The following is a 21,776-nucleotide window of genomic DNA, read 5'->3' as shown; positions in this document are numbered from 1 at the left end:
TCCTCCACTGCGCAGAAAGCCTATTCGGTGCTAGTCTCCTATGCGATCTTCCGGAGGCCTATCCACCCCTAAGCCGGCACGAGCCTCCACACGCTCAGAGGTTGGGACGAGTGGACATGGGCTCTGGAAACCGCTCGATTCGGTTCAAGATTTTCTTGCTGTTGCTCCTGCCGCTGCTGTCGCTGAGCGCACTGTGGGGCTTCGTGCTCAACCTCACCGTCGGTGACGGGATCACGCTGCTGAACGCGAACAGCATCTACCAGTCGGTGGGTGTCACCTCCACTGATCTGGGACTACAACTTCAGGCGGAGCGGACGCAGTCGTCGGTGGCGATCAGTTCCCGGGTCCTCACGAGCGGGATGGGTGAGCAGCGCTCCCGGACCGACCGGGCGGTCGCCGCGTTCAGGAAGGCCACCGCCTCCGAGGATTCCGGCAGCCCGGAACTACGTAGCTCACTGGGCGCGCTGCTCAGCCAGCTCGACCGGCTTCCGAACATCCGGTCGGGCGTCGACAGCGGACAGCAGGCACGGCTGAGCGTGCTGTCGAGCTACAACCGGATCCTCGACGCGGTCTTCCTGGTGTACGACCAGATGGCCGCGGTGCCCGATCTGTCGATCTTCCAGCAGGCCACGGCCATGCAGGGCATGGGCAACGCCTATGAGATGTTCGCCAGGGAGAACGCGCTGATCAGCGGGGCTCTGATCGACTACCGGCTGTCGGAGGAGGAGCGCAAGGCCTTCGGCGAGTACGTCACCACCCGGAACTTCCTGCACACCAAGGGCGTGGCCTTGCTCGATCCCGAGCTGGGCGCGACCTACCGTGACACCTTCAAGTCCGCGGCCTTCGAGAAGTTCACGGACCTGGAGAAGGCCATCGTCAGATCGACCGGCAACCGGCTGCCCCCCGAGGCGACCAGGTGGAAGGCGACCGCGAACGAGATGTCGGCCTGGTTGGACAGGGTCAACCTCGCCGCCTCCAAGAAGCTGGCGGAGCGGGCCCAGACGGCGGCCACCGGCATCCTGCTCCGGATCGTGATCGCCGGCGGCGTCGGCCTGATCGCGGTGGTCGCGTCGATCATCATCTCGGTCCGCTTCGGCCGCCGCCTGGCCGCGGAGCTCGCCGGGCTCCGTTCGGCCGCCCTGGAGCTGGCGGACGTGCGGCTTCCCCGCGTCGTGGACCGCCTGCGGCGCGGCGAGGAGGTCGACGTGCGGGCCGAGGCGCCGCCGATCCAGGCGGGCGGCTCGACCGAGGTGCACGACGTGGCCCACGCGTTCGGCTCGGTGCAGCGGACCGCGGTCGAGGCCGCCGTCGGCCAGGCCAACCTGAGGCGTGGCGTCAGCCAGGTCTTCGTGAACCTGGCCCGGCGCAAGCAGAGCCTGCTCCACCGCCAGCTCACCCTGCTCGACAGCATGCAGCACCGGGCGACCGACCCCGACAGCCTTGAGGACCTGTTCCGGCTGGATCACCTGACCACCCGTATGCGGCGGCACGCCGAGGGCCTGATCATCCTGTCCGGCGCGGCACCCGGCCGGTCGTGGCGCAAACCGGTGCCCGTGGTCGACGTCCTGCGAGCCGCGATCGCCGAGGTCGAGGACTACACCCGGGTCAACGTGATGCCGGTGGCCGACATCTCGCTCGACGGGGCCGCGGTCGCCGACATCACCCATCTGGTGGCCGAGCTGATCGAGAACGCCACGATCTACTCCCCGCCGCAGACCATGGTGACCGTGCGCGGCGACGTGGTGGCCAACGGGTTCGCCGTCGAGGTCGAGGACCGCGGCCTGGGCCTGGGCCACATGGAGTACGCGGCCATCAACGAGCGGCTGGCCAACCCGCCGGAGTTCGACCTGGCCGACAGCGACCGGCTGGGCCTGTTCGTGGTGGGCCAGCTCGCCTCCCGGCACGGCATCCAGGTCATCCTGCGCGGCTCGCCGTTCGGCGGCACCACGGCCATCGTGCTCATTCCCCGTACGGTGATCGCCCAGCAGGGCTCGCCGCTCGCCCTCACCGTGGAGCAGACGTCCTCCAGCACCGAACGCGCCGCCGAGCGTCCAGGAGAGCTGTTCGGCTCCTCCTCGCACGACACGTTCTCGCCCCCCGCCAACGGCAACGGCAACGGCCTGCCCCGCAGGGCGAGGCCGGCCTCCCCCGCCCAGTCCACCGCCGCGCCCTCTCTCAGCGTGGTGACCGACCTGCCGGCCCGTACCCGGTCCGCCGGGCAGGAGGGGCGTCCGGAAGGGACCGCGGACCAGGAGACCGGCTGGGGCCACGCCCTCTTCGCCGCGTCGCCCGAGGGGGCGCCACAGGGGACCCGTGAGACCCGGCGGGCGCCCGAGCTCGGCGATGACGCTCCGACACGTAAGACGGCCTCGCAGCCCCCCATGGGGCCGGGTGGCCTGCCCCGCCGGGTCCGGCAGGCGAACTTGGCGCCTCAACTCCGCCAGGAGCCCGAGGCGACGGAGCCCGCCCAGCCGGAGCCAGGGGCGGAACCGTGCGAGGAGCGTTCGCCCGACGAGGTCCGCGCGTTGTTCTCCGCCTTCCAGGCGGGTGCGCGGCGCGGACGCGAGGAGCAGGACGATGACTTCGCACACCACACGACAGGCGACAAGGGGGACAAATGACCGGAAAGTTGACCAACACCGGCGAGCTGAACTGGCTCCTCGACGACCTGACCACCAGGGTGGGCGCGGTGCGCCAGGCGGTGCTCCTCTCCACCGACGGGCTGGCCGTCGGCTTCTCGAAGGGGCTCAACCGCGAGGACGCCGAACATCTGTCCGCGGTCGCAGCCGGATTCCAGAGCCTGGCACGCGGCGCGGGACGCCATTTCGGCGGCGGTGAGGTGCGCCAGACCATCGTGGAGATGGAGTCGGCGTTCCTGTTCGTGACCGCTGCCGGACAGGGCACCTGCCTGGCCGTGCTGAGCAGTTCCGACGCCGATGTGGGTCACATCGCGTACGAGATGGCGATGCTGGTCAAGCGGGTGGGCCAGCATATCTCCACCAGTCCGCGCCAGGGTCTCTCATGAGCGGGGGAGCGGGTGGCTGCGCCGTCCAAGGACCGTCGGATCCCCGAACCCGGTGCCGGAGGTCCGGATGACACACTGGATGGACGAGGAGGCCGGACCGGTCGTCCGGCCCTACGCGCTCATCAGGGGTCGCACCCGCTCCTCCGGTGACACTCTGGACCTGGTCGCGATGGTCACCTCGACCCGCGCCGTCCCGTCCGGGGGATTCGTCCCCGGGCCGGAACAGGAACGCATTCTCGCCATGGTCACCACCCCGACCTCGGTCGCCGACGTCGCCTCGGACCTCAACCTGCCACTCGGCGTGGTCAGGGTCCTTCTCGGCGACCTGCAGGACCACAAGCTCATCTCGATCGGGCGCGCCTCCGCGAGCGAGCGCATTCTCAAGGAAGTGATCAATGGACTTCGGGCCCTCTGACGAACCCGTCGCCCTCAAGATTCTCATCGCGGGTGGCTTCGGGGTGGGAAAGACCACGCTCGTGGGCGCCATCAGCGAGATCCGGCCGCTCCGCACCGAGGAGGTGCTCTCCGACCGCGGTATCGGCATCGACGACGTCGACGGGGTGGAGGGCAAGACCACCACCACCGTCGCGATGGACTTCGGCCGCATCACGATCAGGGAGGGCCTGGTCGTCTACCTGTTCGGCACCCCGGGCCAGGAGCGGTTCTGGTTCATGTGGGACGAGCTGTCCTACGGCGCGCTGGGCGCCGTGGTGCTGGCCGACACCCGGCGGCTGACCGACTGCTTCCCCTCGATCGACTACTTCGAGCAGCGCGGCACGCCGTTCATCGTGGCCGTCAACTGCTTCGACGGCGCCGACCGGCACGAGGCGGAAGACGTCCGTGTCGCCCTGGACCTCGACGTGGACGTGCCGGTGCTCCTCTGCGACGTGCGGCGCCGTGTCTCGGCGAAGACGGTGCTCGTGACCCTCGTGGAGCACTCGTTGAAGGTACTGACGGCCAGCCAGAGCTGAGTGGCGGGCCGGGTGCTCCCCGGCCCTCGCTACCGGAGACCGGACACGAACTCAGGTGCCCCACCGGGAGGTCACAGTGCCCGCAAGCCGCTGATCAACTCCCTCAGCAGGCTCTCCGGTGGCACGGAGGCGGCGGGAAGCGGCGATCTCACCAGGACCAGCCCCTGGTCGAGCAGGTCGCCCAGGAGGACTTTGATCACGCCGACCGGCAGCTCGGCCTCCGACGCGATCTCCACGATCGGGCGTGCCCGCCTGACCAGGTTGAGCAGCCGCCGGTGTTCGGAGCCCAGACACGCTCCCGGGGAGACCGGTGTCCCTGTCGCCACCGCCATCGAGAGCAGGTCGAACGAGGAGCAGGACGTCCTGGTGCGCCCCCCGGTCACCGCGTAGGGGCGGACGACGGGACCGGCCTCCTCGTCTACCCACTCGACGTCGTCGCTCATTGGCCGGCCATCCGGGGCCCGGTGGCCAGGTGCTGTCCGACCCGGGTGACCAGGCGGGCCATCTCGTAGGCGATCAGGCCCACGTCGGCGGCGCCGGTGGTCATGACCGACAGGCAGCTCCCCTGACCGGCGGAGGTGACGAAGAGGAACGCGGAGTCCATCTCCACCATCGTCTGGCGCACGGCTCCGCCGCCGAACTGCAGGCTGGTGCCCTTCGCCAGGCTCTGGAAGCCGGACGCCACCGCCGACAGATGGTCGGCGTCCTCCTTGGTCAGCCCTCTGGACGAGGCCATCATCAACCCGTCGTTGGACAGGATCAGCGCGTGCGAAACGTCCGCCACGCTCGTGACGAAATCATCCAGAAGCCAATAAAGCTCACCCGGCACGTGGTTAAACCCCTTCCCCTCTGATGATCCTTTTGATCTTCTTCCCCCACCAGCGCGACGAAACCGGTCTACTGGACCCGCCTCCGTTCGCGCTCCCGCTCTCACGGCTCCGGCTCAACGCTCGGCACCGCCGTCCTCGTCGTCGGCCCGGCCGCGCCGCCAGCCGGACTGCAGGGCGCTCATCAGCGCCCTCGCCTCCTCCGGTGACCGCTCCTCGATCTCGGTGTCGGGCGGACGTGGCTCCCCGGCCTGCGTCGGCGGCATGTTCGCCTGCCGTACCCGGCGTGGCAGCCCGCCGCCGCCGCGTCGCAGCGGCCTCCACAGGTCCGTGGGAATCGGCACCGCCGGCTCACCGGGTTCACCGGCGGCCCGTTCCGGCTGTCCCCCGGGCTCGGAGCGCACGCTGATGACGGTGAGCACCGGCGGCTCCGGCGACTGCTCGACGGGCTCCGGCTCCCCGAGCAGTTCCTCGGGGATGAGGACGACCACCCCGGTCCCGCCGTACGGCGAGGAGTGCAGCACGACCTCGACCCCGTACCTGGCGGCCAGCAACCCGACCACGGCGAAGCCCAGCCGGTCGGTGTCGCCCGGGTCGAACTCCGGCGGGCTGGCCAGGCGCTCGTTGATCGCGGCACGCCTCTCCGCGGTCAGCCCGAGCCCCCTGTCCTCGATCTCGACGGTGAAGCCACGGCCCACGAGCTCGCCGCGGACCGAGACCTGGCTGCCGGGCGGGGAGAAGACCGTGGCGTTCTCCAGGAGCTCGGCGAACAGGTGCATCATGTCCGCGACGGCGTTGCCGACCAGGGTGGTGCCGCCCGTCGGGAGGATCCGCATCCGGGCGTAGTCCTCGACCTGGGCGGCGGCCCCGCGCAGCACGTCCTCCATCGGCACCGCCGAGCGCCACTTGCGGCCCGCCGCCCCACCGGACAGGATCACCAGGCCCTCGGCGTGGCGGCGCATGCGGGTGGTGAGGTGGTCGAGCCTGAAGAGATTCTCCAGCGCCTCGGGGTTCTCCGCCCGCTTCTGCATGCCGTCGAGCAGCTTGAGCTGGCGCTGCAGCAGCGACTGGCTCCGGCGGGCGAGGTTGCGGAAGGAATGGGCTGCGCCCTCGCGCAGCCTGGCCTGCTCCACGGCGGCGTCCACAGCGCTGCGCCGGACGCTGTCGAAGGCGGCGGCGACATCGTGGATCTCGGCGGTGCTGCCCAGCGGTTCCAGCGCGGGTGCCTCGGCCGTCACGTCCACCTTCTCGCCGCGGCGCAGCTTCTCCATCACCCGTGGAAGCCGCACCTCCGCGAGGTCGGTGGCGGCCCGCCGTACGGCGGCGAGTTCCCTGGTGATCCCGCTGCCGATCCGGTACGAGACGAGCAGCGACGCGACGACCGCGACGAGGCCGAGCACGCCGACGACACCGGCGCGGACGTAGACGCCCACGGTCACGGGCTCGGCCCGCTCGACGAGCATGGGACCGGCCTCCGTCAGCGACCGCTGGTAGGCGGCGTCCAGCGCGTCGCCCGTGGCGCGCCACTCGGTGGCCGAGACAGCGTCGCCGGCCAGCAGGCGGGACTCCAGGATGGTGAACCGCGCGTACGTCGAGGAGGCGATCAGCTCCATGAAGGGGGCGCGCAGCGAGGGCTCCAGCTCGGGGAGCGTCTGTTCCATGAGGAAGGTCCGATTGGCGGCGAGCCGGGTGAACACCCGCGCCTCGCCCCCCGCCATCGGGCTCCTTCGCACCAGCGAACCCATGGCGAGCGCCCGTTCGCGGCTGAGCAGGTTGATGACCTGGTTCATCATCGTGACGCCGCGCAACTGGCGGTAGAGCGGGAGGTCGTTGCCGAGGCTCAGGGTGTTGTAGAGCCGGTTCAGCGCCTCCGGCAGCCGGGCGAACTCCCCGGAGAGCCCCACCCCGTCGATCCGCCCCGAGTCGATCCTGGCGCGGATCGCGTCGAGCCCCGCCATCTGTCTCATCAGCTCGGCGTGGCGTGTCCTCATCTCCTCGGACATCACCGCCCGCACCTCGTCCCTGTCCATCTCCTGGCGGAGACGGGTCCGGGCCTGGTCGGTGACCATCCGCTGTCCCGCGAGGGTCCTGTGGTCGGAGTCGGAGCGGGTGGCCAGGTACTCGGCCGACAGGATGTGCTCGCGTTGGACCGCGCTGTTCAGGTCACCTGAGGGTTTGCCGACGGATTCGTACAGCGTGCCGATGGAGCGCAGGCTCACCGAGTCGCCGATCGTGACGACCGAGGCGAAGCCCCACACCGCCACCAGCGAGGTGAGCGGAATGGCCAGCAGCACCGAGACCTTGAACCGGATGGACTTGCTCGATGCCATGTCACCTCAACGGCTCGCTCACGGAACGCCAGGGGGAGCCCCGGACGATCTCTAGATCGCCGACGAGAATAGCACTGGCGACTCCTGCTATTTGTAGCCTATTTGTGACATGTCATGAAATAGTCATGAGAAGTGACAAGTCAGCCCAGAGCGGCGCGTGATGCCTGAGTGGCGCTCCGTACCCAGGTCAGCCGCGCGAGCCGGGCGGCCAGCACACCCACCAGCGCGACCTCGGTCCCGAGCAGAGTCCACTCGGCGAGGCCCGCGAGCACCCCGTGCCCGGGGAGCGCCACGTAGGTGATCACCAGTAGGCCGAAACCTCCGGCCAGCGCCAGCCACTCCACGGTCCTGGCCACCGGCCGCCACCGCTCGTCCTCGGTGAACCGCGCCACCAGCAGGCCGCCCGCCACCGGCATCGCCACGAACACGGCGATCGACAGGTAGCGGTACGTCTGGCCGATCAGGTCGGTGCCCGTGCCGGGAAGGACCGGGGGCAGCACCGCGAGGAGGATGAGCCCGGCACCCCACCCCCGCATCAGCCGCTCGGCCAGGACCCCCATCGGCGCCCCGGTCGCGCGCAGCCCGGCGACCAGCGCGAGGGAGGCGATCCCCAGCGACGCCATGACGAACCCGGTGACTCCGCTGCGGTCCAGCGCGGCGTACTCGCTGATCGTCAGATCGAGCGAGTCCGGGTACGGAACCGGGTCGGGCCGCCCCACCATGGCGGTCAGGGCGGCCACCGCGGCCGCCGCGATCCCGGCGCACGCGATCAGGGGGTAGAGCCTTTTCGAGGCGAGCATGCATCAATCCTGCTCGCCGCAGGGCGTTTCGAGCATCCGGCGGCATCCCTGATCCAACCCTGAGCCGTCCCTGAGACGACCGGCCGGAGAGCGGCTTCACCCGCCTTGGGCCCCTCGGCGCCCCCTTGCGCGGCGCCCCCTTGCGCGGCGCCCCCTTGCGCGGCGCCCCCTTGCGCGGCGCCCCCTTGCGCGGCGCCCCCTTGCGCCGGGGAGGCGGGGCCTCCCCGGCACACGGGCCGTGTTAAGGCGCCCGATGCGTCCGGCGTCTCAGCGGAGCCCGCGAACCTCGGCGTAGCGGGCCCTGACCTCGGGCGCGGGGTCGGCCTCGTAGCGCTCGGACCTGCCCGCCTCCCAGGCCGGAGGCTCGTCGCCGCCGAGCAGCCAGGCGGCCTGCCTGGCCGCCCCGTCCGCGACGTACTCCCCCGGCTCGGGAACGACCACGGGCCGCCCGAAGACCGCGGGGGCGATCCGCCGTACGGCCTCGGACCTGGCGCCGCCTCCGATGAGCAGCACCCTGGCCGGATCGAGCCCGAGGGCGTCGAAGGCGTCGGCGAGGTGGCAGAGCAGCCCTTCCACCGCCGCCCTGGCCAGGTGGGCCGGGGTGGAGGTGCCCAGCGTCAGCCCGTGCAGCGACCCCGTGGCCGAGGGCAGGTTCGGGGTGCGCTCGCCCTCCAGGTACGGGACGTGGACGAGGCCGCCGGCCCCCGAGGGCGCCTCCAGGGCCAGCCGGTCGAGCTCGTCGAGACCGACCCCGAGCATCCGCGCGGTGGCCTCCAGCACCCTGGCCGCGTTGAGCGTGGCCACCAGCGGCAGAAACCGCCCGGTGGCGTCCGCGAACCCGGCCACGGCGCCGCTCGGGTCGGCGCTCGGGCTGTCGGCGACCGCGAAGGCCGTCCCCGACGTCCCGATCGACACCACCACGTCCCCCGGCAGGGCGCCGACCCCGAGGGCCGCCGCCATGTTGTCGCCCGTCCCCGGCGCGAGCCGCACCGTCCCGTTTCCAACCGCCTTGACCTCTCCCGCGCCGTCGCGGGGCCCCAGCACCTCGGGGAGTCCGGGAAGGGCGCCGAAGGCCGTCCGCAGCAGGTCGGTCCGGTACTCCCCGGTCGCGGGCGACCAGTACCCGGTGCCCGACGCGTCGCCCCTGTCCGTGACGAACTCCCCGCCCAGCCGCCAGGTGAGCCAGTCGTGCGGCAGGCACACCCTCGCCGTACGACGGGCGGAGTCGGGCTCGTGCTCGGCCAGCCAGCGGAGCTTGGTCACCGTGAACGACGCCACCGGCACGCTGCCGACCGCCTCGGCCCAGCGCTCGGGGCCGCCCAGTTCCCTCACCAGGTCGGCCGCCGCCCCGGCGGAGCGGGTGTCGTTCCAGAGCAGCGCCTTCCTGACCACGTCGCCTGAGGCGTCCAGGCAGACCATGCCGTGCTGCTGCGCGCCGACGCTCATCGCCTCGACGCCGTCCAGCCCGCCCGCCCGCGCGAGCGCCTCCCGCAGCGCCTCCCACCAGGCTCCGGGATCGACCTCGGTGCCCTCCGGGTGGGGCGCGCGGCCCTGGCGGACCAGGGCGCCCGTGCGGGCGTCCCTGATCACCACCTTGCAGCTCTGGGTCGACGAGTCGACCCCGGCCACGAGCGTCATCCGCGGACCCCGAGGAGGTGCTCCATGGCGAGCTGGTTGAGGCGGGTGAAGTGGAAGCCGCGCGCGGCCACCGCGTCGAGGTCGAAGGAGTCGCGGCTCAGGTCCGCGATCGTCTCGCCCGGTGCCAGCGTGGGCTCGGAGAGCTCGGCGACCCTGCTCGCGGCGAGCGCCCGGGCGACCTCGGGGTCCGCGCGGAAGGCCCTCGCCTTCTCCTTCAGGATCAGGTACGTGCGCATGTTGGCCGCGGCGGAGACCCAGACGTCCTCGGAGTCCTCGGTGCGCAGCGGCTTGTAGTCGAAGTGCCTCGGCCCCTCGTAGCCGCCGTTCTCCAGCAGGTCGACCAGGAAGAAGGCGTTCTTCACGTCGCCGTGGCCGAAGATCAGGTCCTGGTCGTAGCGGGGGCCGTGCTGGCCGTTCAGGTCGATGTGGAAGAGCTTGCCGTGCCAGAGTGCCTGCGCGATGCCGTGCGCGAAGTTGAGCCCGGCCATCTCCTCGTGACCCACCTCGGGGTTGAGTCCGACCCTGTCGGAGTGTTCGAGCTCGTTGATGAACGCCAGCGCGTGACCGACGGTCGGGAGCAGGATGTCGCCGCGCGGCTCGTTCGGCTTGGGCTCGATGGCGAACCTGATGTCGTAGCCCTTCTCGATCACGTACGAGGTGAGCAGGTCCATGCCCTCCTTGTAGCGGCTGAGCGCGGCCCTGATGTCCTTGGCGGCCCCGGACTCGGAGCCCTCGCGCCCGCCCCAGCAGACATAGGTGGTCGCACCGAGCTCGGCGGCCAGGTCGATGTTGCGGATGACCTTGCGCAGCGCGTGGCGGCGGACCTCGCGGTCGTTGCTGGTGAACGCGCCGTCCTTGAAAACCGGGTGGGTGAACAGGTTGGTGGTGGCCATCGGGACCTTGAGCCCGGTCTCGGCCAGCGCCTTCTTGAAGTTCGCGATGGCCCTGTCCCTGTCGGGCTCGACGGCGAGCAGGTCGTCGTCGTGGAAGGTGACGCCGTACGCGCCGAGCTCCGCGAGCCGGTGAACGCTCTCCACCGGGTCCAGCGGGGCCCGCGACGCGTCACCGAAGGGGTCGCGGGCCTGCCAGCCGACGGTCCAGAGCCCGAAGGTGAAGCGATCTTCGGGCTTGGGGGTGTAGGCGCTCATCTACGTTCCTCCGATTTAGTCCATTTTATGGACTTAATATGGATCGGGGTGGTGGGATCGTCAAGGGGGGGATGTTCCATGACACAGGCCGTACGCCACGACTCGATGCGCGCCCGCAACCTCGGCGTGGTCCTCGGCGAGATCCGCAGGAACGGCCCGGCCACCCGGGCGGCGCTGGCCGAGATCACCGGGCTGACGAAGACGACGGTGTCGAAGATGGTCGCCGACCTGATCGAGGCGGGCATGGTCGCCGAGTCCGGCGCGCTGCGGGACGGCGAGCGGGGCCGGCCGGGCACGGCGGTGGTGCTCAGCGGGCGGCGGGTCGCCGCGCTCGGCCTGGAGATCAACGTCGACTACCTGTCCGCCTGCGTGGTCGACCTCACCCTCACGGTACGGCTCCGATATTCACAGGCTGTGGACAACCGTAGGGCCTCCCCTGTGGAAACCCTCTCCCGCCTGGCAGAACTTGCCCACAGGGCTGTGGATGAAGCCCGCCTGGAGGGCCTGGCCATCGCCGGATCGACCCTCGCGGTGCCCGGCCCGGTGGACGGGGGGCTCGTGCACACCGCCCCCAACCTCGGCTGGCACCACGTCCGCGTCTCCGACCTGCTGGACTTCCCCGTCGAGGTGGACAACGAGGCAAACCTCGCGGCCCTGGGCGAGCTCTGGTTCGGGTCGGCCCCCGGCGACTTCCTGCACGTGTCGGGGGAGATCGGCATCGGCGCGGGCCTGGTGGTGGGCGGCACCCTGTTCCGCGGCGCCCGCGGTCTCGCCGGGGAGCTGGGGCACGTGGTCGTCCATCCGGACGGTCCGGCCTGCCGCTGCGGCGGCCGGGGCTGTCTGGAGCAGTACGCCGGGCAGGAGGCCCTGCTCCGAGCCTGCGGCCTGCCCGGCATCCCCGAACTGCTGGAGAGCCTGCGCGCGGGCGAGCCCGGCGCGCTGGAGGCCTGCGAACGCGCCGGACAGGCGCTCGGCATCGCCCTCACCTCGGCGATCCATCTGATGGACCCCGGCATGATCGTGCTGGGCGGCGTCTTCGCCCCGCTCTTCCCGTGGATCCGCGACCCGGTCCACCAGGCGATGACCGCCCGGCTGACCGGGATGCGGCACACCGTCCCCGAACTGACCGTCTCCCGGCTCGGCAGCGACGCCGCCCCCCTGGGAGCCGCCGGACAGATCATCCACCGGGTCCTCGCGAATCCGATCGCGACGCTGTCGAGCCGCGGTGAGAACGCTTAGATGGTCCGCTCCACAGGCTCGCAGGTTTCACGTTGACCTCGATCCCGGACCTCGATCCCGGCTGCGCGCAGCTCGGCGGTCATTCGGGGGAGCCATAGGTGCCCTCACGCTCGGTCTGGATCCGCCGCAGCCGCCCGGCCGACCGCTCGTCGGCCGGGCAGCGGGCCGACGCGGGGCCGGTGCCTGCGGCGCCGCCGGGCACGCCGGAACCGACCCTCCCGCATCGGCTGATGAACGCCATTCCACAGGCCGGTCTGCTGGTCGCGCCTTGACGGGAAGCCGCAAAAGCGTTCCCGACGGTGCCGTCAGTGATGCGGTGTTCCTAGCCTCACGCTCCCGAATATCATTCCATTCGGCAGAAATATGTGAATAAACTTTACTTTTGAGCCAGAGATGATCAAGATAGCAGCTCCCGGGTTCATCGGCGATGATATTTGCACGGTTTTATGGTAACCATTTGCGGGATTTATATATATCCGAATACCTGTGTCTGATTTATGGCAATTCGTCGGAAATTTCGGGTCGCCAGAGGCAAGATCATGTAATCTACGAACATAAGTGACTCGTCGGTAACCGCCCGTGACCAGGGAGAATATGCGCGTCCGGAAAAGTCACGAAATCAGTCCGGGAAACGACTCTGCTGCCCGCCCCGGATCCGATAGAAATCTCCCTGAGGGATTGGCTCGGGCGTTTGACGTGCCATGACCTACTGAAGAGGTCGGTTTACCGTCCGGAGTCAGTGAGGTCGAGCCCGGGCGGACGGTCAACAGTGACCAGCCGGCACAAGTCTCGGCCTCAAGCGAAGGCAAGGGATCGCCATGGTCGCCAACGAAGGTTGGTGGCGTCGATGGATGCCCGGGGAACTTGAGAACGCGGTGCTCGCGCACCTCGTCGCAAGCGGGCTCTTCCAGGTAGTCCATCAGGTGGAGAAGATCCTTGCAGTGGTACCTGGAGGACCCGGCTGCGCATAGCCGGCTCTTCCCTCCAGATACCAGCGCTGTTGCAAGGTGAAACGCGCGAAGGAAGAACCCTCGGGCGCGCATACCGGACCAGGTGTGCGCGATCGGGGGTTTTTCCCTGTAGGCACCAACTGCGGCACCTGTCATGAGCGTACTCGCTCCGTGTTTCAGAGCCCAACCACCGTAAACCTTTCCCGGTGGCGTCGGTGAGCGAACTCATGTAACTCTACGCAGCGAGGCAAATACCGCCTCGCGCGGACAACATTTTTGCGTTTTTTTGGTCCAATCCGCAACCAAAAGCTGGGAATCCGTAAGGGATAGTGCTCACAAAACGTACATTTCGGTCAATGCCGCCGACGGTCGGCAGGGACAACGGAAACTCCTGATGTGCAAGGCATCAGCCGTGACATACCTGCTCAGTAGGTAAAAAGCCGAACCGGCAGCACTTCGGCACCCCCCTTCACACTCGGGGTCCCGCCAGAGAACTCCCCGCCCGCAGGATGGTATTGAGCAGACCGATACCCTCCCGAGCCGCAACCATCGTCATGTGATCACCCAGACAGGCGCCGGTGCGTCGAAAATGACGTTGAAAGCCCAATAAGAAACTTATTCATGCACAGTTATTCACATAGAGGTAACCAAGATTTTAAAGCTCATGACACGGATCCGACGCTTAACGAGCGGCCCGATCCGGCTCGCCCTCCCTGCCAAGAGCCACGACAGGGCCTCGGCACAGACCTGCGAGGCAGACCCTGGGCACCTGCCCCCTTAATGTTCGACCACCTCATCGCCACAACGAGAAGCAGGGTCGTTCTCACCGCCAACGGCTGCTCCGTTGTTCCAACTGCCGCCAATTGCATCTGATGCGAACTCGCGGCTCTTTGCGGACGGTCACTGAAGGGTGGGTGTCCACCTGGGCCGACCAGCAATGATAGAGCGCGGACGACAACAATGACGATAGCGACTGGAGGGGTGCAATGGACATGCTGCCCAAAGCCGATGCCCTGCTCGTGGTGCGTACCGACTTCTCCGACCAGGAACGATGGCAGGCCGTACGCGACTCGCTCGGCGATATCGACAGGGACGGTTGGGCAAAGGAGTTCTCGGGCCAGGTGAAGGTCGTCGAGAACCCCGCCTATCAAGGCCTCACCTGGCAGCGGCTCCTCGCCCTGCTCCCGGACGGCTACAAAGACCCGATCCTCATCGTCGCCGACAAGGTCACCATCGATTCGCAGGAGATGCCGTTCCTGGTCATCGAACTGGAATGCACATGGGAGATGCGCGTCATCCCCTCTGAGATCCCCGGGATTCACGCCAACCTCTCCATCGCCAACATGGACTTCGGCGAGTTCGCCGAGAGCGCCGACGCGGACGGCGTCTTCCGTGGGTTCCGCGGCTGAACCGCTACGCCGCCAAGGAGCACGGAACGTCACCAGTAGGACCTTGGGGGACGATGACGGCCTGTCGGACGACCACTACGCCGCGGGGAAATTCGGCGCGTCCTGGGGGCAGGATGAGGGGCACCGGCACCGGCCCCGGGGCTGCGGGCAGCGGCGGATCCGGACGGCTGTCCAGGTCGGGTGTGGGCGGGTGGCCGCCAGGTGGTGAGGTTCGCCACAGGTCGAGTTCCACTTGCTGGATGAGGTCCCACAGGGCGGTGGCCCCGTGGGATGTGGCTACGAGGGGTTCGAGGTGGGGAGGAGGGCGGCGCAGATCTCCTGTAGTTGACGGAGTTGGGTGGGGGTCAGGCGGTCGAAGAGGGTCTGGCGTACGGCCTCGACGTGGCCGGGGGCGGCGGCGGTGAGGACCGCGAGTCCCTCGTCGGTGAGGATCGCCCAGCTCACCCGCTTGTCGGCGGCGCACGGCTCGCGCCGCGCCCAGCCGCGCTCCTCCAGTCGCTTCATCGCGTGCGACAGGCGGCTCTGCGAGGAGTTGAGCTCCGTCGCCAGCTCGCTCATCCGCATCATCCGGCCGGGTGCCTCGGAGAGTTTCACCAGCATGGCGTAGTAGGCGTGCGGCATGCCGGAGTCGCGCTGCAGCTGCCGGTCCAGCTCCTCCTGAACGAGCTGCGAGGCGGCCATGAACGCACGCCAGGTGCGCTGCTCGTCGTCGTCCAGCCATCGCGTCACGGCGCAAGCTTACTTGAACTCTCAACAAAGCGGGAGTAATCTACTTGAGAGTTCAAGTTTTTGGGAGGAACCATGCCGGTCCAGCGGCTCAACCACGCCGTTCTCTTCGTGCGCGACGTCGAGCGCAGCGTCGCCTTCTACCAGGAGGCGCTCGGCTTCAAGGTGGTCATGGGCATGCCGGGCGCCGCCTTCCTGCAGGCCTCGGGGTCCAGCAACGACCACGACCTCGGCCTCTTCGAGCTCGGCGCGCAGGCGGGCCCCTCGGGAGCCGGGCGCTCGACCGTCGGCCTCTACCACCTGGCCTGGGAGGTCGACACGCTGCGGGAGCTGGAGCGGATCGCCGTCAAGCTCGGCGAGCTCAACGCCCTCGTCGGCGCCTCCGACCACTCCACCACCAAGGCCCTGTACGCCAAGGACCCCGACGGGCTGGAGTTCGAGGTCTCCTGGCTGGTCCCCGCCGACCTGCTCACCTCAGAGACGCTGAGCGGGCGCAGCGCCATCAAGCCTCTCGACATCGCCAGGGAGAAGGAGCGCTACGGCGCCGACACCCGCGGCGGCCTCGGCGTCTCGATCCCCGTCTGATCATCTCGGGGAACGACCGACCGCACGCGCGACCCGCGCGGGAAAGAGGGGGGCGATCCGGCGGAGGCCTCCCCAGCCCTCCGCCGGATCACGGACTCCCCGGACCTGCCCACCCGGTTCGGGGATACTCCCCTTTTGACGATTTTCAGCCGTCCATAATTTCCTCGCGGGGCGTCAGAGCCTGCCGAACCAGTCGCGTACCGCGTCGATCCCGCCGGTCCCGAGGGCGACCATCAGCGCGCACCGGGCCTTCGAGGGCGCCAGGCCGCGGGCCCCGATCGCCCCGACGCGGGCGGCGAGCCCGGTGCCGAGGCGCATCTCGTCAAGCGGGACCGCACCGGTGCGGCACCTCGACGCGACGACCACCGGGATCCCCCACTCCGTCAGCTCGGCGATCGTCGTGAAGAGCCCGACCGGCACGTTGCCCAGGCCGGTCCCCTCCAGCACGACGCCCTGCGCCCCGGCGTCCACCACGGCGGTGAGCAGCACGGGGTCGATCCCCGGATAGGTCTTGATCAGCGCGACGTCCGACGCCGGGTCCCCACCGAAGGCGGGCGGCCGGCGCGGTGCGGCGGACAGCGTCTCGACCCGGCCGCCGGTCACCCGGCCCAGCACCGGGAAGGGCGCCGACGAGAACCCCGCGACGCTGGTGGCGTCGACCTTGGTGACCCAGCGGGCCGCGTGGATCTCGTCGTTCAGGCACACGACGGCCCCGGCGCCCCGCAGCGCGTCGTCGGCCGCGGCCGCGAGCGAGGAGGCGAGGTTGCGCGGGCCGTCGGGGGAGAGTTCGTCCAGGGAGCGGACGGCACCGGTCAGCACGATGGCGCCGCGCTCGGCCGCCCGGCCCGCGAGCAGATCCACCAGGTACGCGGTCTCCTCCAGCGCGTCGGTGCCGTGAGTGATCACGACACCGTCGAACCCGCGTTCCAGGATGGCCGAGCGCGCCCGGCGGGCCAGCTCCAGCATGGTCGGGGGGGACATGTCCCAGCTGGGCTCCGCCATCACGTCCTCGGCCACCACGTCCGCCGCGATCGCGCCGGGCGGGAGGGCCTTCAGGAGTTCGGCCCCGGAGGCGACGCCCGGACGACCGGGGGCGTAGGAGTGGGCGATGACGTCACCGGTCGCCAGCAGCAGCACACGCTTCAAGGACAGGCTCCCTTCGGCCGTAACGCGTTCGTTCCCGCGGACGGCCACGCGGAGCGGCGAGCGCCGGAACCCGGTGGGCGGCTCCGGTGACGCTCATCGCCGACACGGGCACCCCGGGTTCGGTCACCTCTATTTATAACCCATAGGTACCCCTATTGGGGTTATGTTCGGGCGGCGCGGTGTCACCTGCCTCCAGGGCGACCGGCGCACCGGACGGGGAACGCGGGCGGGCTCCCGCGATGTCAGGAGGTCCGGGCGAGGAAATCCCGGTAGTAGGTGATGAAATCAGGCTGCGAACCGTCGACGTCGGTGAAGCCGTACTCCGCCGCCAATTCGCCCGTGCTGTACGACCCGCCGGTCCTGGCCATGATCTCCGGGTCGGCGGCGAGCGCGGCCACGGCCCGGCCGATGTAGGCGGGCGTCTCCGAGGCGGCGAAGTGCGGATCCTTCAGCGCGCCGTCCCGCCAGTTCTCCTCGGTGACACCGAAGTGGTCCAGCATGGCCTCGGAGCGCAGGAAGCCGGGGGTCAGCGCGACCGCCGCCACACCGTGCGGCTTCAACTCGGCGGCCTGGTTGCGGGCGAGCCGGATGACCGTGTGCTTGGCCAGGTCGTAGAAGAACGAACCGCGATAACCGCCCAGCACCTCGTCGACATCACGCTCGGTGCCGTCGGTGATCTCGACGACCAGGCCGCTCCTCCGGGCGATCATCAGCGGCAGCGCGAAACGGCTGGTGATGATGTGGGTGTCCACGGCCCGGTGCAGCAGGCGCAGCCCGTTGTCCAGGTCGTGCTCCCAGAGCGGCCTGTCCCACTCGGCGAGCGGATCGCCGCCCCACACGTCGTTGACGAGCAGGTCGAGCCTGCCCTGCTCACGTCCGATCCGGTCGGCGAGCGCGCGTACCTGCTCGGGGTCGGAGTGGTCGCAGCGGACGGCGATGCCGGTCCCGCCGCGCGCCGAGACCAGTTCGGCGGTGTCCTCGATCGTCTCCGGCCGGTCCAGGTCGGAGCGCCCCTGTCTGGTGCTGCGTCCGGTGACGTACACGGTCATGCCCGCCGCGCCGAGTTCGGCGGCGATGCCGCGTCCGGCGCCACGGGTCCCGCCCGCGACGAGCGCGACGGCTCCGCCCGCCCGCACGACATCTCCCTGGTGGTCCTGCACGGGATCTCCTTCTCTGTCTGGTCTCGGGTATGCGGAGGCCATGGCTCGGGCGAGTGCCCCAGGACGGCGGGTGAGATCCCGCCGGGCCCCCACCCCATTAGTGAATGACTGTTTGTTAACTGTATCCGGTCCGGCTACGTTTATAAACGAACAGTCGTTTATAAACGAGAGAGTAGGGCCATGCACGAGAGCACAGCGGGTTCGGTGCCGTCCCGGGGCCTGCCGGACAACCGCCCGCGATACACGATCACCGGGGAGAGCCCTGTCGAGCACGGGCAGGCGGCCCCCCTCTCCAGGGACCGGGACCGTGACTGACCCCGGTCCCGTCCAGCGGCCCGGACTGCTGCTCACCGTGCTGTGCACCGCGCAGATCATGCTCGTGCTGGACCTGGTGGTGGTGACGGTCGCCCTGCCCTCGATGGGCGCCGACCTCGGCATCTCCCCGACAGACCTGCAGTGGGTCGTCACCGCCTACGGCCTGGCGTACGGCGGATTCATGATCGCCGCAGGGCGAGCCGGCGACCTGTTCGGACACCGGCGCGTGCTCGTCGCGGGACTGGTGGTCTTCACCGCGGCGTCGGCCCTGGCCGGGCTGGCGAGCGGCCCGGCGACCATGTTCGCCGCGCGAGCCCTGCAGGGTGTGGGCGGCGCCCTGGTGTCACCCACGGCACTGGCACTGGTCACCACGGCGTTCGTCGAGGGCGACGCGCGCAACCGGGCGCTCGGCGTCTGGGGTGCGGTGGCCTCCGCGGGGGCGACCGGCGCCGCCCTGGTCGGCGGCCTGCTGACCGACCTGGTGCACTGGCGGGCGATCTTCATGATCAACCTTCCCGCCGGCGTCGCTGTGATCGTGATGGTGTTGCGACTGGTTCGCGATCACCGCCCCGGCGGGGAGCGCCGCCTCGACCTGGCCGGAGCCGCCCTCCTGACCGGCGGCATGGTCCTGCTGGTCGCGGCGGTGACCCGCGCGTCCCAGGGCGGGACGGCGACCGTCTGGTCGATGGCGGTGGCCTCGGCCGTCGCCCTCGGGGCATTCGTGGTCGTCGAGCGCCGGGTGGCCGTACCGCTGGTGAAACCGGCGATGTTCGCCAACCCCTACGTGAGGTACGGGAATCTGATCTGCGTCCTGTCCGCCTCCATCGTGTTGGTGACGCAGTACTTCACCACGCTCTCCCTGCAGAACGTGGCCGGGCTGTCCCCCCTGCAGACCGGGCTGGCCTTCGCCCCCGTCACCGCGGTCATCGTCGCGGTCTCTGGAAAGGCGGGAGCCCTGATCGCCCGGTTCGGGCTGCGGCGGATGCTCGTGGGCGGTGCCTCCGCCGCCGCGCTGGGGCTGCTCGTGCTCGGCCTGTCCCCGGCGGACGCCCTGTGGGCCGGGGTCCTGCCCGGCCTGCTGCTCAGCGGGCTGGGCGCCGGATTGATGTTCGCCCCCTCGATGATCGTGTCGACCACCGGGGTGCCTGAGTGCGACCAGGGGCTGGCGTCCGGGCTGCTGAACACCTCCTTCCAGCTCGGCGCACCACTGGGCCTGGCGGTGATGAGCGCGGTGGCCGCCGCTGTCACCGGTGGGGAGACCGGCGCGCAGGCGCTCGCCGACGGCTACCGGTCAGCCTTCCTGTGGGCTCTGGTACTGCCCACGCTGATCGTCGTCGCCGTCGCCGCCCTGCCTCGCGACCGGTCCGCCCAGCCGGAGTCCTCCCCAGCCTGACCGGGCCCCGGGCCGCCCACAGGCCACTCCGGCACGACTCCACGGGGGTGAGAGCCCGCCCCCGGGCTGCCACACCCGTGAGGCCCCGGGGCGTCGGGGATCTCGACGCCGTTTCCGCTCCAGACCCGGGCTCCGGCTCACGCCGGAAGGCACCCCGGCACTACAAGGTGGGGTAAACCCCACCTTTTTCCTGGATACCTCGCCCATGTGCCCAAGCCGCCGCAGTCCCTACGGTGGTCCCATGAGCGGCATCGAGGCGACCACCCCCTGGTCGAGGATCAGCGCCCACTGGTCGGCACAGACCTGGCTCCGCACCGCGCACCTGGTGACGGGCCTGCCGATCGCCCTGCTGGGCGCGGCGGTGATCGCGGGGCTGACCGTGGCGTCGGTGCTGTTCGTGTGGACCGTGGTGGTCCCGGTGGTCGCGCTGCTGCTGTTCTTCTGGGTCGTCCGGCTGCTCACCCGGGTGCAGCGGTCCCGGTTCGCCGCCTTCCTCGACGTCGACATCCCCCCGGTCCCGCACCGCCCGCTGAGCAGGAACCCCTTCGGGCGGCTGCTCCAGGAGGCCAGGACGCGGAGCACCTGGCGCCGGCTCTCGTACCACCTGCTGGCCCCGCTGATCAGCGGCGTCGGCGCCGCCTCGGTCGTCGGGGCGTGGGCGGGCGGCCTGGTCACCGCCGCGCTCGCGATGCGGAGCTGGGCGATGGGGGAGACCTGGCAGAGCACGGTGTTCATCCTCGTCTCGGGGACGCTGCTCGTCTCCGGGCCGTGGGTGGCCCGCGGATTCGCGATGCTGGACGTGATCGCCGCCGAGGCCCTGCTCGGCCCCAGCCTCAGCGACCAGCTGGTGCTGCGGGTCGAGACGCTGCGGGAGAGCAGGGCCGAGGTGGTCGACGCCGCTGACGCCGAGCGCCGCCGCATCGAGCGGGACCTGCACGACGGCACCCAGCAGCGGCTGGTGTCGCTGGCGATGAACCTGGGCATGGCCCGCGCGACCCTCACCGACCTGCCGGAGCCCGCCCGCGAGGTGATCGTGCAGGCGCACGAGGAGGCCAAGCAGGCGCTGAAGGAACTGCGCGACTTCGTCCGGGGGCTGCACCCGGCCGTGCTCAACGACCAGGGCCTGGACGCGGCGCTGTCCGGCCTCGCCGCGCGGGCCCCGTTTTCCGTGCGGCTGGACGTCGACATCTCCGAGCGGGTCTCCCCCACGGTCGAGGCGGTGGCGTTCTTCGTCGTCTCCGAGGCGCTGACCAACATCACCAAGCACGCGCGGGCGTCCGGCGCCGAGGTCACCGTGGAGCGCCGCGGCGACCGGCTGCACCTGGCCGTCCACGACGACGGCCAGGGCGGCGCGGACCCCGACCTGGGAACGGGGCTGCGCGGCCTGGCCCGCCGGGTCGGCTCCGTGGACGGCATCCTGTACGTCGACAGCCCGCCGGGCGGGCCGACGACGATCAGAGTGGAGCTACCGTGCGCGTAGTGCTCGCCGAGGATTCCGTACTGCTGCGAGAGGGGCTCATCCGCCTGCTCGGCTCGGTGGGCATCGAGGTCGTGGCCGCCGTCTCCGACGCCGAGGGGCTGCTGCGTGCCGTGGACGAACACGTTCCCGACCTCGTCGTCACCGACGTGCGGATGCCGCCCTCGCACACCGACGAGGGCCTGCGCGCGGCGCTCGTGCTGCGCCGCCAGCGGCCGGCGCTCGCGATCCTGGTGCTCTCCCAGTACGTCGAGGAGCGCTACGCCACCCAGCTGCTGTCCACCGCGACCAGCGGGATCGGCTACCTGCTCAAGGATCGGGTGGCCGACGTCGAGGAGTTCCTCGACGCGCTGCGCCGGATCGCCGCCGGAGGCACCGCGCTGGACCCCGAGGTGGTCGCCCAGCTCCTGCTGCGCAGGCACAGCGACCCGTTGGACCGGCTGACCCGCAGGGAGTACGAGGTGCTCTCGCTGATCGCGGAGGGCCGGTCCAACACCGGGATCGCCGAGGCCCTGGTGGTCTCGGAGAGCGCGGTCGGAAAGCACATCAACAACATCTTCACCAAGCTCGACCTCTCCGGCGCCGACAAGGACCACCGCCGGGTGCTCGCCGTCCTGCGATTCCTGAAGGTTTGAGA

21 protein-coding genes are annotated in these 21,776 nt (G+C 70.1%); 12 read left to right on the top strand and 9 right to left on the bottom strand.

Annotated elements, in window-relative coordinates:
• Window positions 1-155: 155 nt before the first annotated feature.
• The 4 genes from ACQP0P_RS03735 to ACQP0P_RS03720 all read left to right on the top strand — a co-directional run bounded on the left by ACQP0P_RS03735 (window position 156) and on the right by ACQP0P_RS03720 (window position 3,996).
• Window positions 156-2,621, top strand: coding sequence for a nitrate- and nitrite sensing domain-containing protein (locus ACQP0P_RS03735; protein WP_433370873.1), 2,466 nt, complete (start codon window positions 156-158; stop codon window positions 2,619-2,621).
• Window positions 2,618-3,025 (top strand): roadblock/LC7 domain-containing protein, encoded by a 408-nt coding sequence (locus tag ACQP0P_RS03730; protein ID WP_350956873.1) that lies wholly within the window; start codon window positions 2,618-2,620, stop codon window positions 3,023-3,025. The genes ACQP0P_RS03735 and ACQP0P_RS03730 overlap by 4 nt, the downstream gene beginning before the upstream one ends.
• Window positions 3,026-3,092: 67 nt before the next feature.
• Complete coding sequence (locus tag ACQP0P_RS03725; RefSeq protein WP_433370869.1) at window positions 3,093-3,440, top strand: DUF742 domain-containing protein; 348 nt, start codon at window positions 3,093-3,095, stop codon at window positions 3,438-3,440.
• A complete protein-coding gene (locus ACQP0P_RS03720) occupies window positions 3,421-3,996 on the top strand; it encodes a GTP-binding protein (RefSeq protein ID WP_343961561.1) in 576 nt (191 codons plus the stop codon). The genes ACQP0P_RS03725 and ACQP0P_RS03720 overlap by 20 nt, the downstream gene beginning before the upstream one ends.
• Before the next feature lie 71 nt (window positions 3,997-4,067).
• On the opposite strand, the gene ACQP0P_RS03715 is transcribed toward ACQP0P_RS03720, so the two are convergent.
• From ACQP0P_RS03715 to xylA, 6 genes are all read right to left on the bottom strand, one after another.
• Window positions 4,068-4,439: a DUF742 domain-containing protein gene (locus tag ACQP0P_RS03715; RefSeq protein WP_433370866.1), complete on the bottom strand. Its 372-nt coding sequence runs from the start codon at window positions 4,437-4,439 to the stop codon at window positions 4,068-4,070.
• Complete coding sequence (locus tag ACQP0P_RS03710) at window positions 4,436-4,825, bottom strand: roadblock/LC7 domain-containing protein (RefSeq protein ID WP_343961557.1); 390 nt, start codon at window positions 4,823-4,825, stop codon at window positions 4,436-4,438. Before ACQP0P_RS03710 ends, ACQP0P_RS03715 begins: the two co-directional genes overlap by 4 nt.
• Before the next feature lie 114 nt (window positions 4,826-4,939).
• A complete protein-coding gene (locus ACQP0P_RS03705; protein WP_433370864.1) occupies window positions 4,940-7,153 on the bottom strand; it encodes a sensor histidine kinase in 2,214 nt (737 codons plus the stop codon).
• A gap of 140 nt (window positions 7,154-7,293) precedes the next feature.
• Window positions 7,294-7,953 carry a DUF998 domain-containing protein gene (locus ACQP0P_RS03700; RefSeq protein WP_433370861.1) on the bottom strand — a complete coding sequence of 220 codons (660 nt, stop codon included), beginning with the start codon at window positions 7,951-7,953 and terminating at the stop codon, window positions 7,294-7,296.
• Between the two features lie 267 nt (window positions 7,954-8,220).
• Entirely contained in the window at window positions 8,221-9,591 is a 1,371-nt protein-coding gene (xylB, locus tag ACQP0P_RS03695; RefSeq protein WP_433370858.1) for a xylulokinase, read from the bottom strand.
• On the bottom strand, window positions 9,588-10,739 hold the full coding sequence (gene xylA / locus ACQP0P_RS03690) for a xylose isomerase (RefSeq protein WP_433370855.1): 1,152 nt from the start codon (window positions 10,737-10,739) through the stop codon (window positions 9,588-9,590). The genes xylB and xylA overlap by 4 nt, the downstream gene beginning before the upstream one ends.
• 78 nt (window positions 10,740-10,817) lie before the next feature.
• Between xylA and ACQP0P_RS03685 the strand changes: the two genes are divergently transcribed.
• The 3 genes from ACQP0P_RS03685 (at window position 10,818) to ACQP0P_RS03675 (ending at window position 14,337) form a co-directional block, all read left to right on the top strand.
• The gene (locus ACQP0P_RS03685; protein WP_433370853.1) at window positions 10,818-11,978 is read left to right on the top strand and encodes an ROK family protein; all 1,161 of its coding nucleotides are present in this window, start codon (window positions 10,818-10,820) and stop codon (window positions 11,976-11,978) included.
• 98 nt (window positions 11,979-12,076) lie between these two features.
• The gene (locus ACQP0P_RS03680; RefSeq protein ID WP_433370850.1) at window positions 12,077-12,250 is read left to right on the top strand and encodes a hypothetical protein; all 174 of its coding nucleotides are present in this window, start codon (window positions 12,077-12,079) and stop codon (window positions 12,248-12,250) included.
• Window positions 12,251-13,914: 1,664 nt separating this feature from the next.
• Window positions 13,915-14,337, top strand: a complete 423-nt coding sequence (locus ACQP0P_RS03675) for a DUF6924 domain-containing protein (RefSeq protein ID WP_433370847.1) — start codon at window positions 13,915-13,917, stop codon at window positions 14,335-14,337.
• A gap of 276 nt (window positions 14,338-14,613) precedes the next feature.
• Here ACQP0P_RS03675 and ACQP0P_RS03670 read toward each other — a convergent pair whose 3' ends face one another.
• Window positions 14,614-15,066: a MarR family winged helix-turn-helix transcriptional regulator gene (locus ACQP0P_RS03670; RefSeq protein ID WP_433370844.1), complete on the bottom strand. Its 453-nt coding sequence runs from the start codon at window positions 15,064-15,066 to the stop codon at window positions 14,614-14,616.
• A gap of 72 nt (window positions 15,067-15,138) precedes the next feature.
• Here ACQP0P_RS03670 and ACQP0P_RS03665 point away from each other — a divergent pair, with 72 nt between their 5' ends.
• A complete protein-coding gene (locus ACQP0P_RS03665) occupies window positions 15,139-15,648 on the top strand; it encodes a VOC family protein (RefSeq protein ID WP_433370841.1) in 510 nt (169 codons plus the stop codon).
• A 174-nt stretch (window positions 15,649-15,822) separates the two neighbouring features.
• On the opposite strand, the gene ACQP0P_RS03660 is transcribed toward ACQP0P_RS03665, so the two are convergent.
• On the bottom strand, window positions 15,823-16,785 hold the full coding sequence (locus ACQP0P_RS03660; protein ID WP_433381665.1) for an asparaginase: 963 nt from the start codon (window positions 16,783-16,785) through the stop codon (window positions 15,823-15,825).
• A 251-nt stretch (window positions 16,786-17,036) separates the two neighbouring features.
• A complete protein-coding gene (locus ACQP0P_RS03655; RefSeq protein WP_433370838.1) occupies window positions 17,037-17,954 on the bottom strand; it encodes an SDR family oxidoreductase in 918 nt (305 codons plus the stop codon).
• Window positions 17,955-18,134: 180 nt separating this feature from the next.
• Here ACQP0P_RS03655 and ACQP0P_RS03650 point away from each other — a divergent pair, with 180 nt between their 5' ends.
• From ACQP0P_RS03650 to ACQP0P_RS03635, 4 genes are all read left to right on the top strand, one after another.
• Window positions 18,135-18,269 (top strand): hypothetical protein, encoded by a 135-nt coding sequence (locus ACQP0P_RS03650; RefSeq protein WP_355548099.1) that lies wholly within the window; start codon window positions 18,135-18,137, stop codon window positions 18,267-18,269.
• Window positions 18,262-19,662 carry an MFS transporter gene (locus ACQP0P_RS03645; protein WP_433370835.1) on the top strand — a complete coding sequence of 467 codons (1,401 nt, stop codon included), beginning with the start codon at window positions 18,262-18,264 and terminating at the stop codon, window positions 19,660-19,662. The genes ACQP0P_RS03650 and ACQP0P_RS03645 overlap by 8 nt, the downstream gene beginning before the upstream one ends.
• Before the next feature lie 241 nt (window positions 19,663-19,903).
• Window positions 19,904-21,142, top strand: a complete 1,239-nt coding sequence (locus ACQP0P_RS03640; RefSeq protein ID WP_433370832.1) for a histidine kinase — start codon at window positions 19,904-19,906, stop codon at window positions 21,140-21,142.
• Window positions 21,133-21,774 (top strand): response regulator, encoded by a 642-nt coding sequence (locus ACQP0P_RS03635; protein ID WP_433370829.1) that lies wholly within the window; start codon window positions 21,133-21,135, stop codon window positions 21,772-21,774. The genes ACQP0P_RS03640 and ACQP0P_RS03635 overlap by 10 nt, the downstream gene beginning before the upstream one ends.
• Window positions 21,775-21,776: the final 2 nt, after the last annotated feature.

The organism is Streptosporangium sp. CA-115845, assembly GCF_050943795.1.
Taxonomy (GTDB): Bacteria; Actinomycetota; Actinomycetes; order Streptosporangiales; family Streptosporangiaceae; genus Streptosporangium.
The sequence above is the reverse complement of the archived record's forward strand: the minus strand, read 5'-3'. Positions and strand labels throughout refer to the sequence as shown.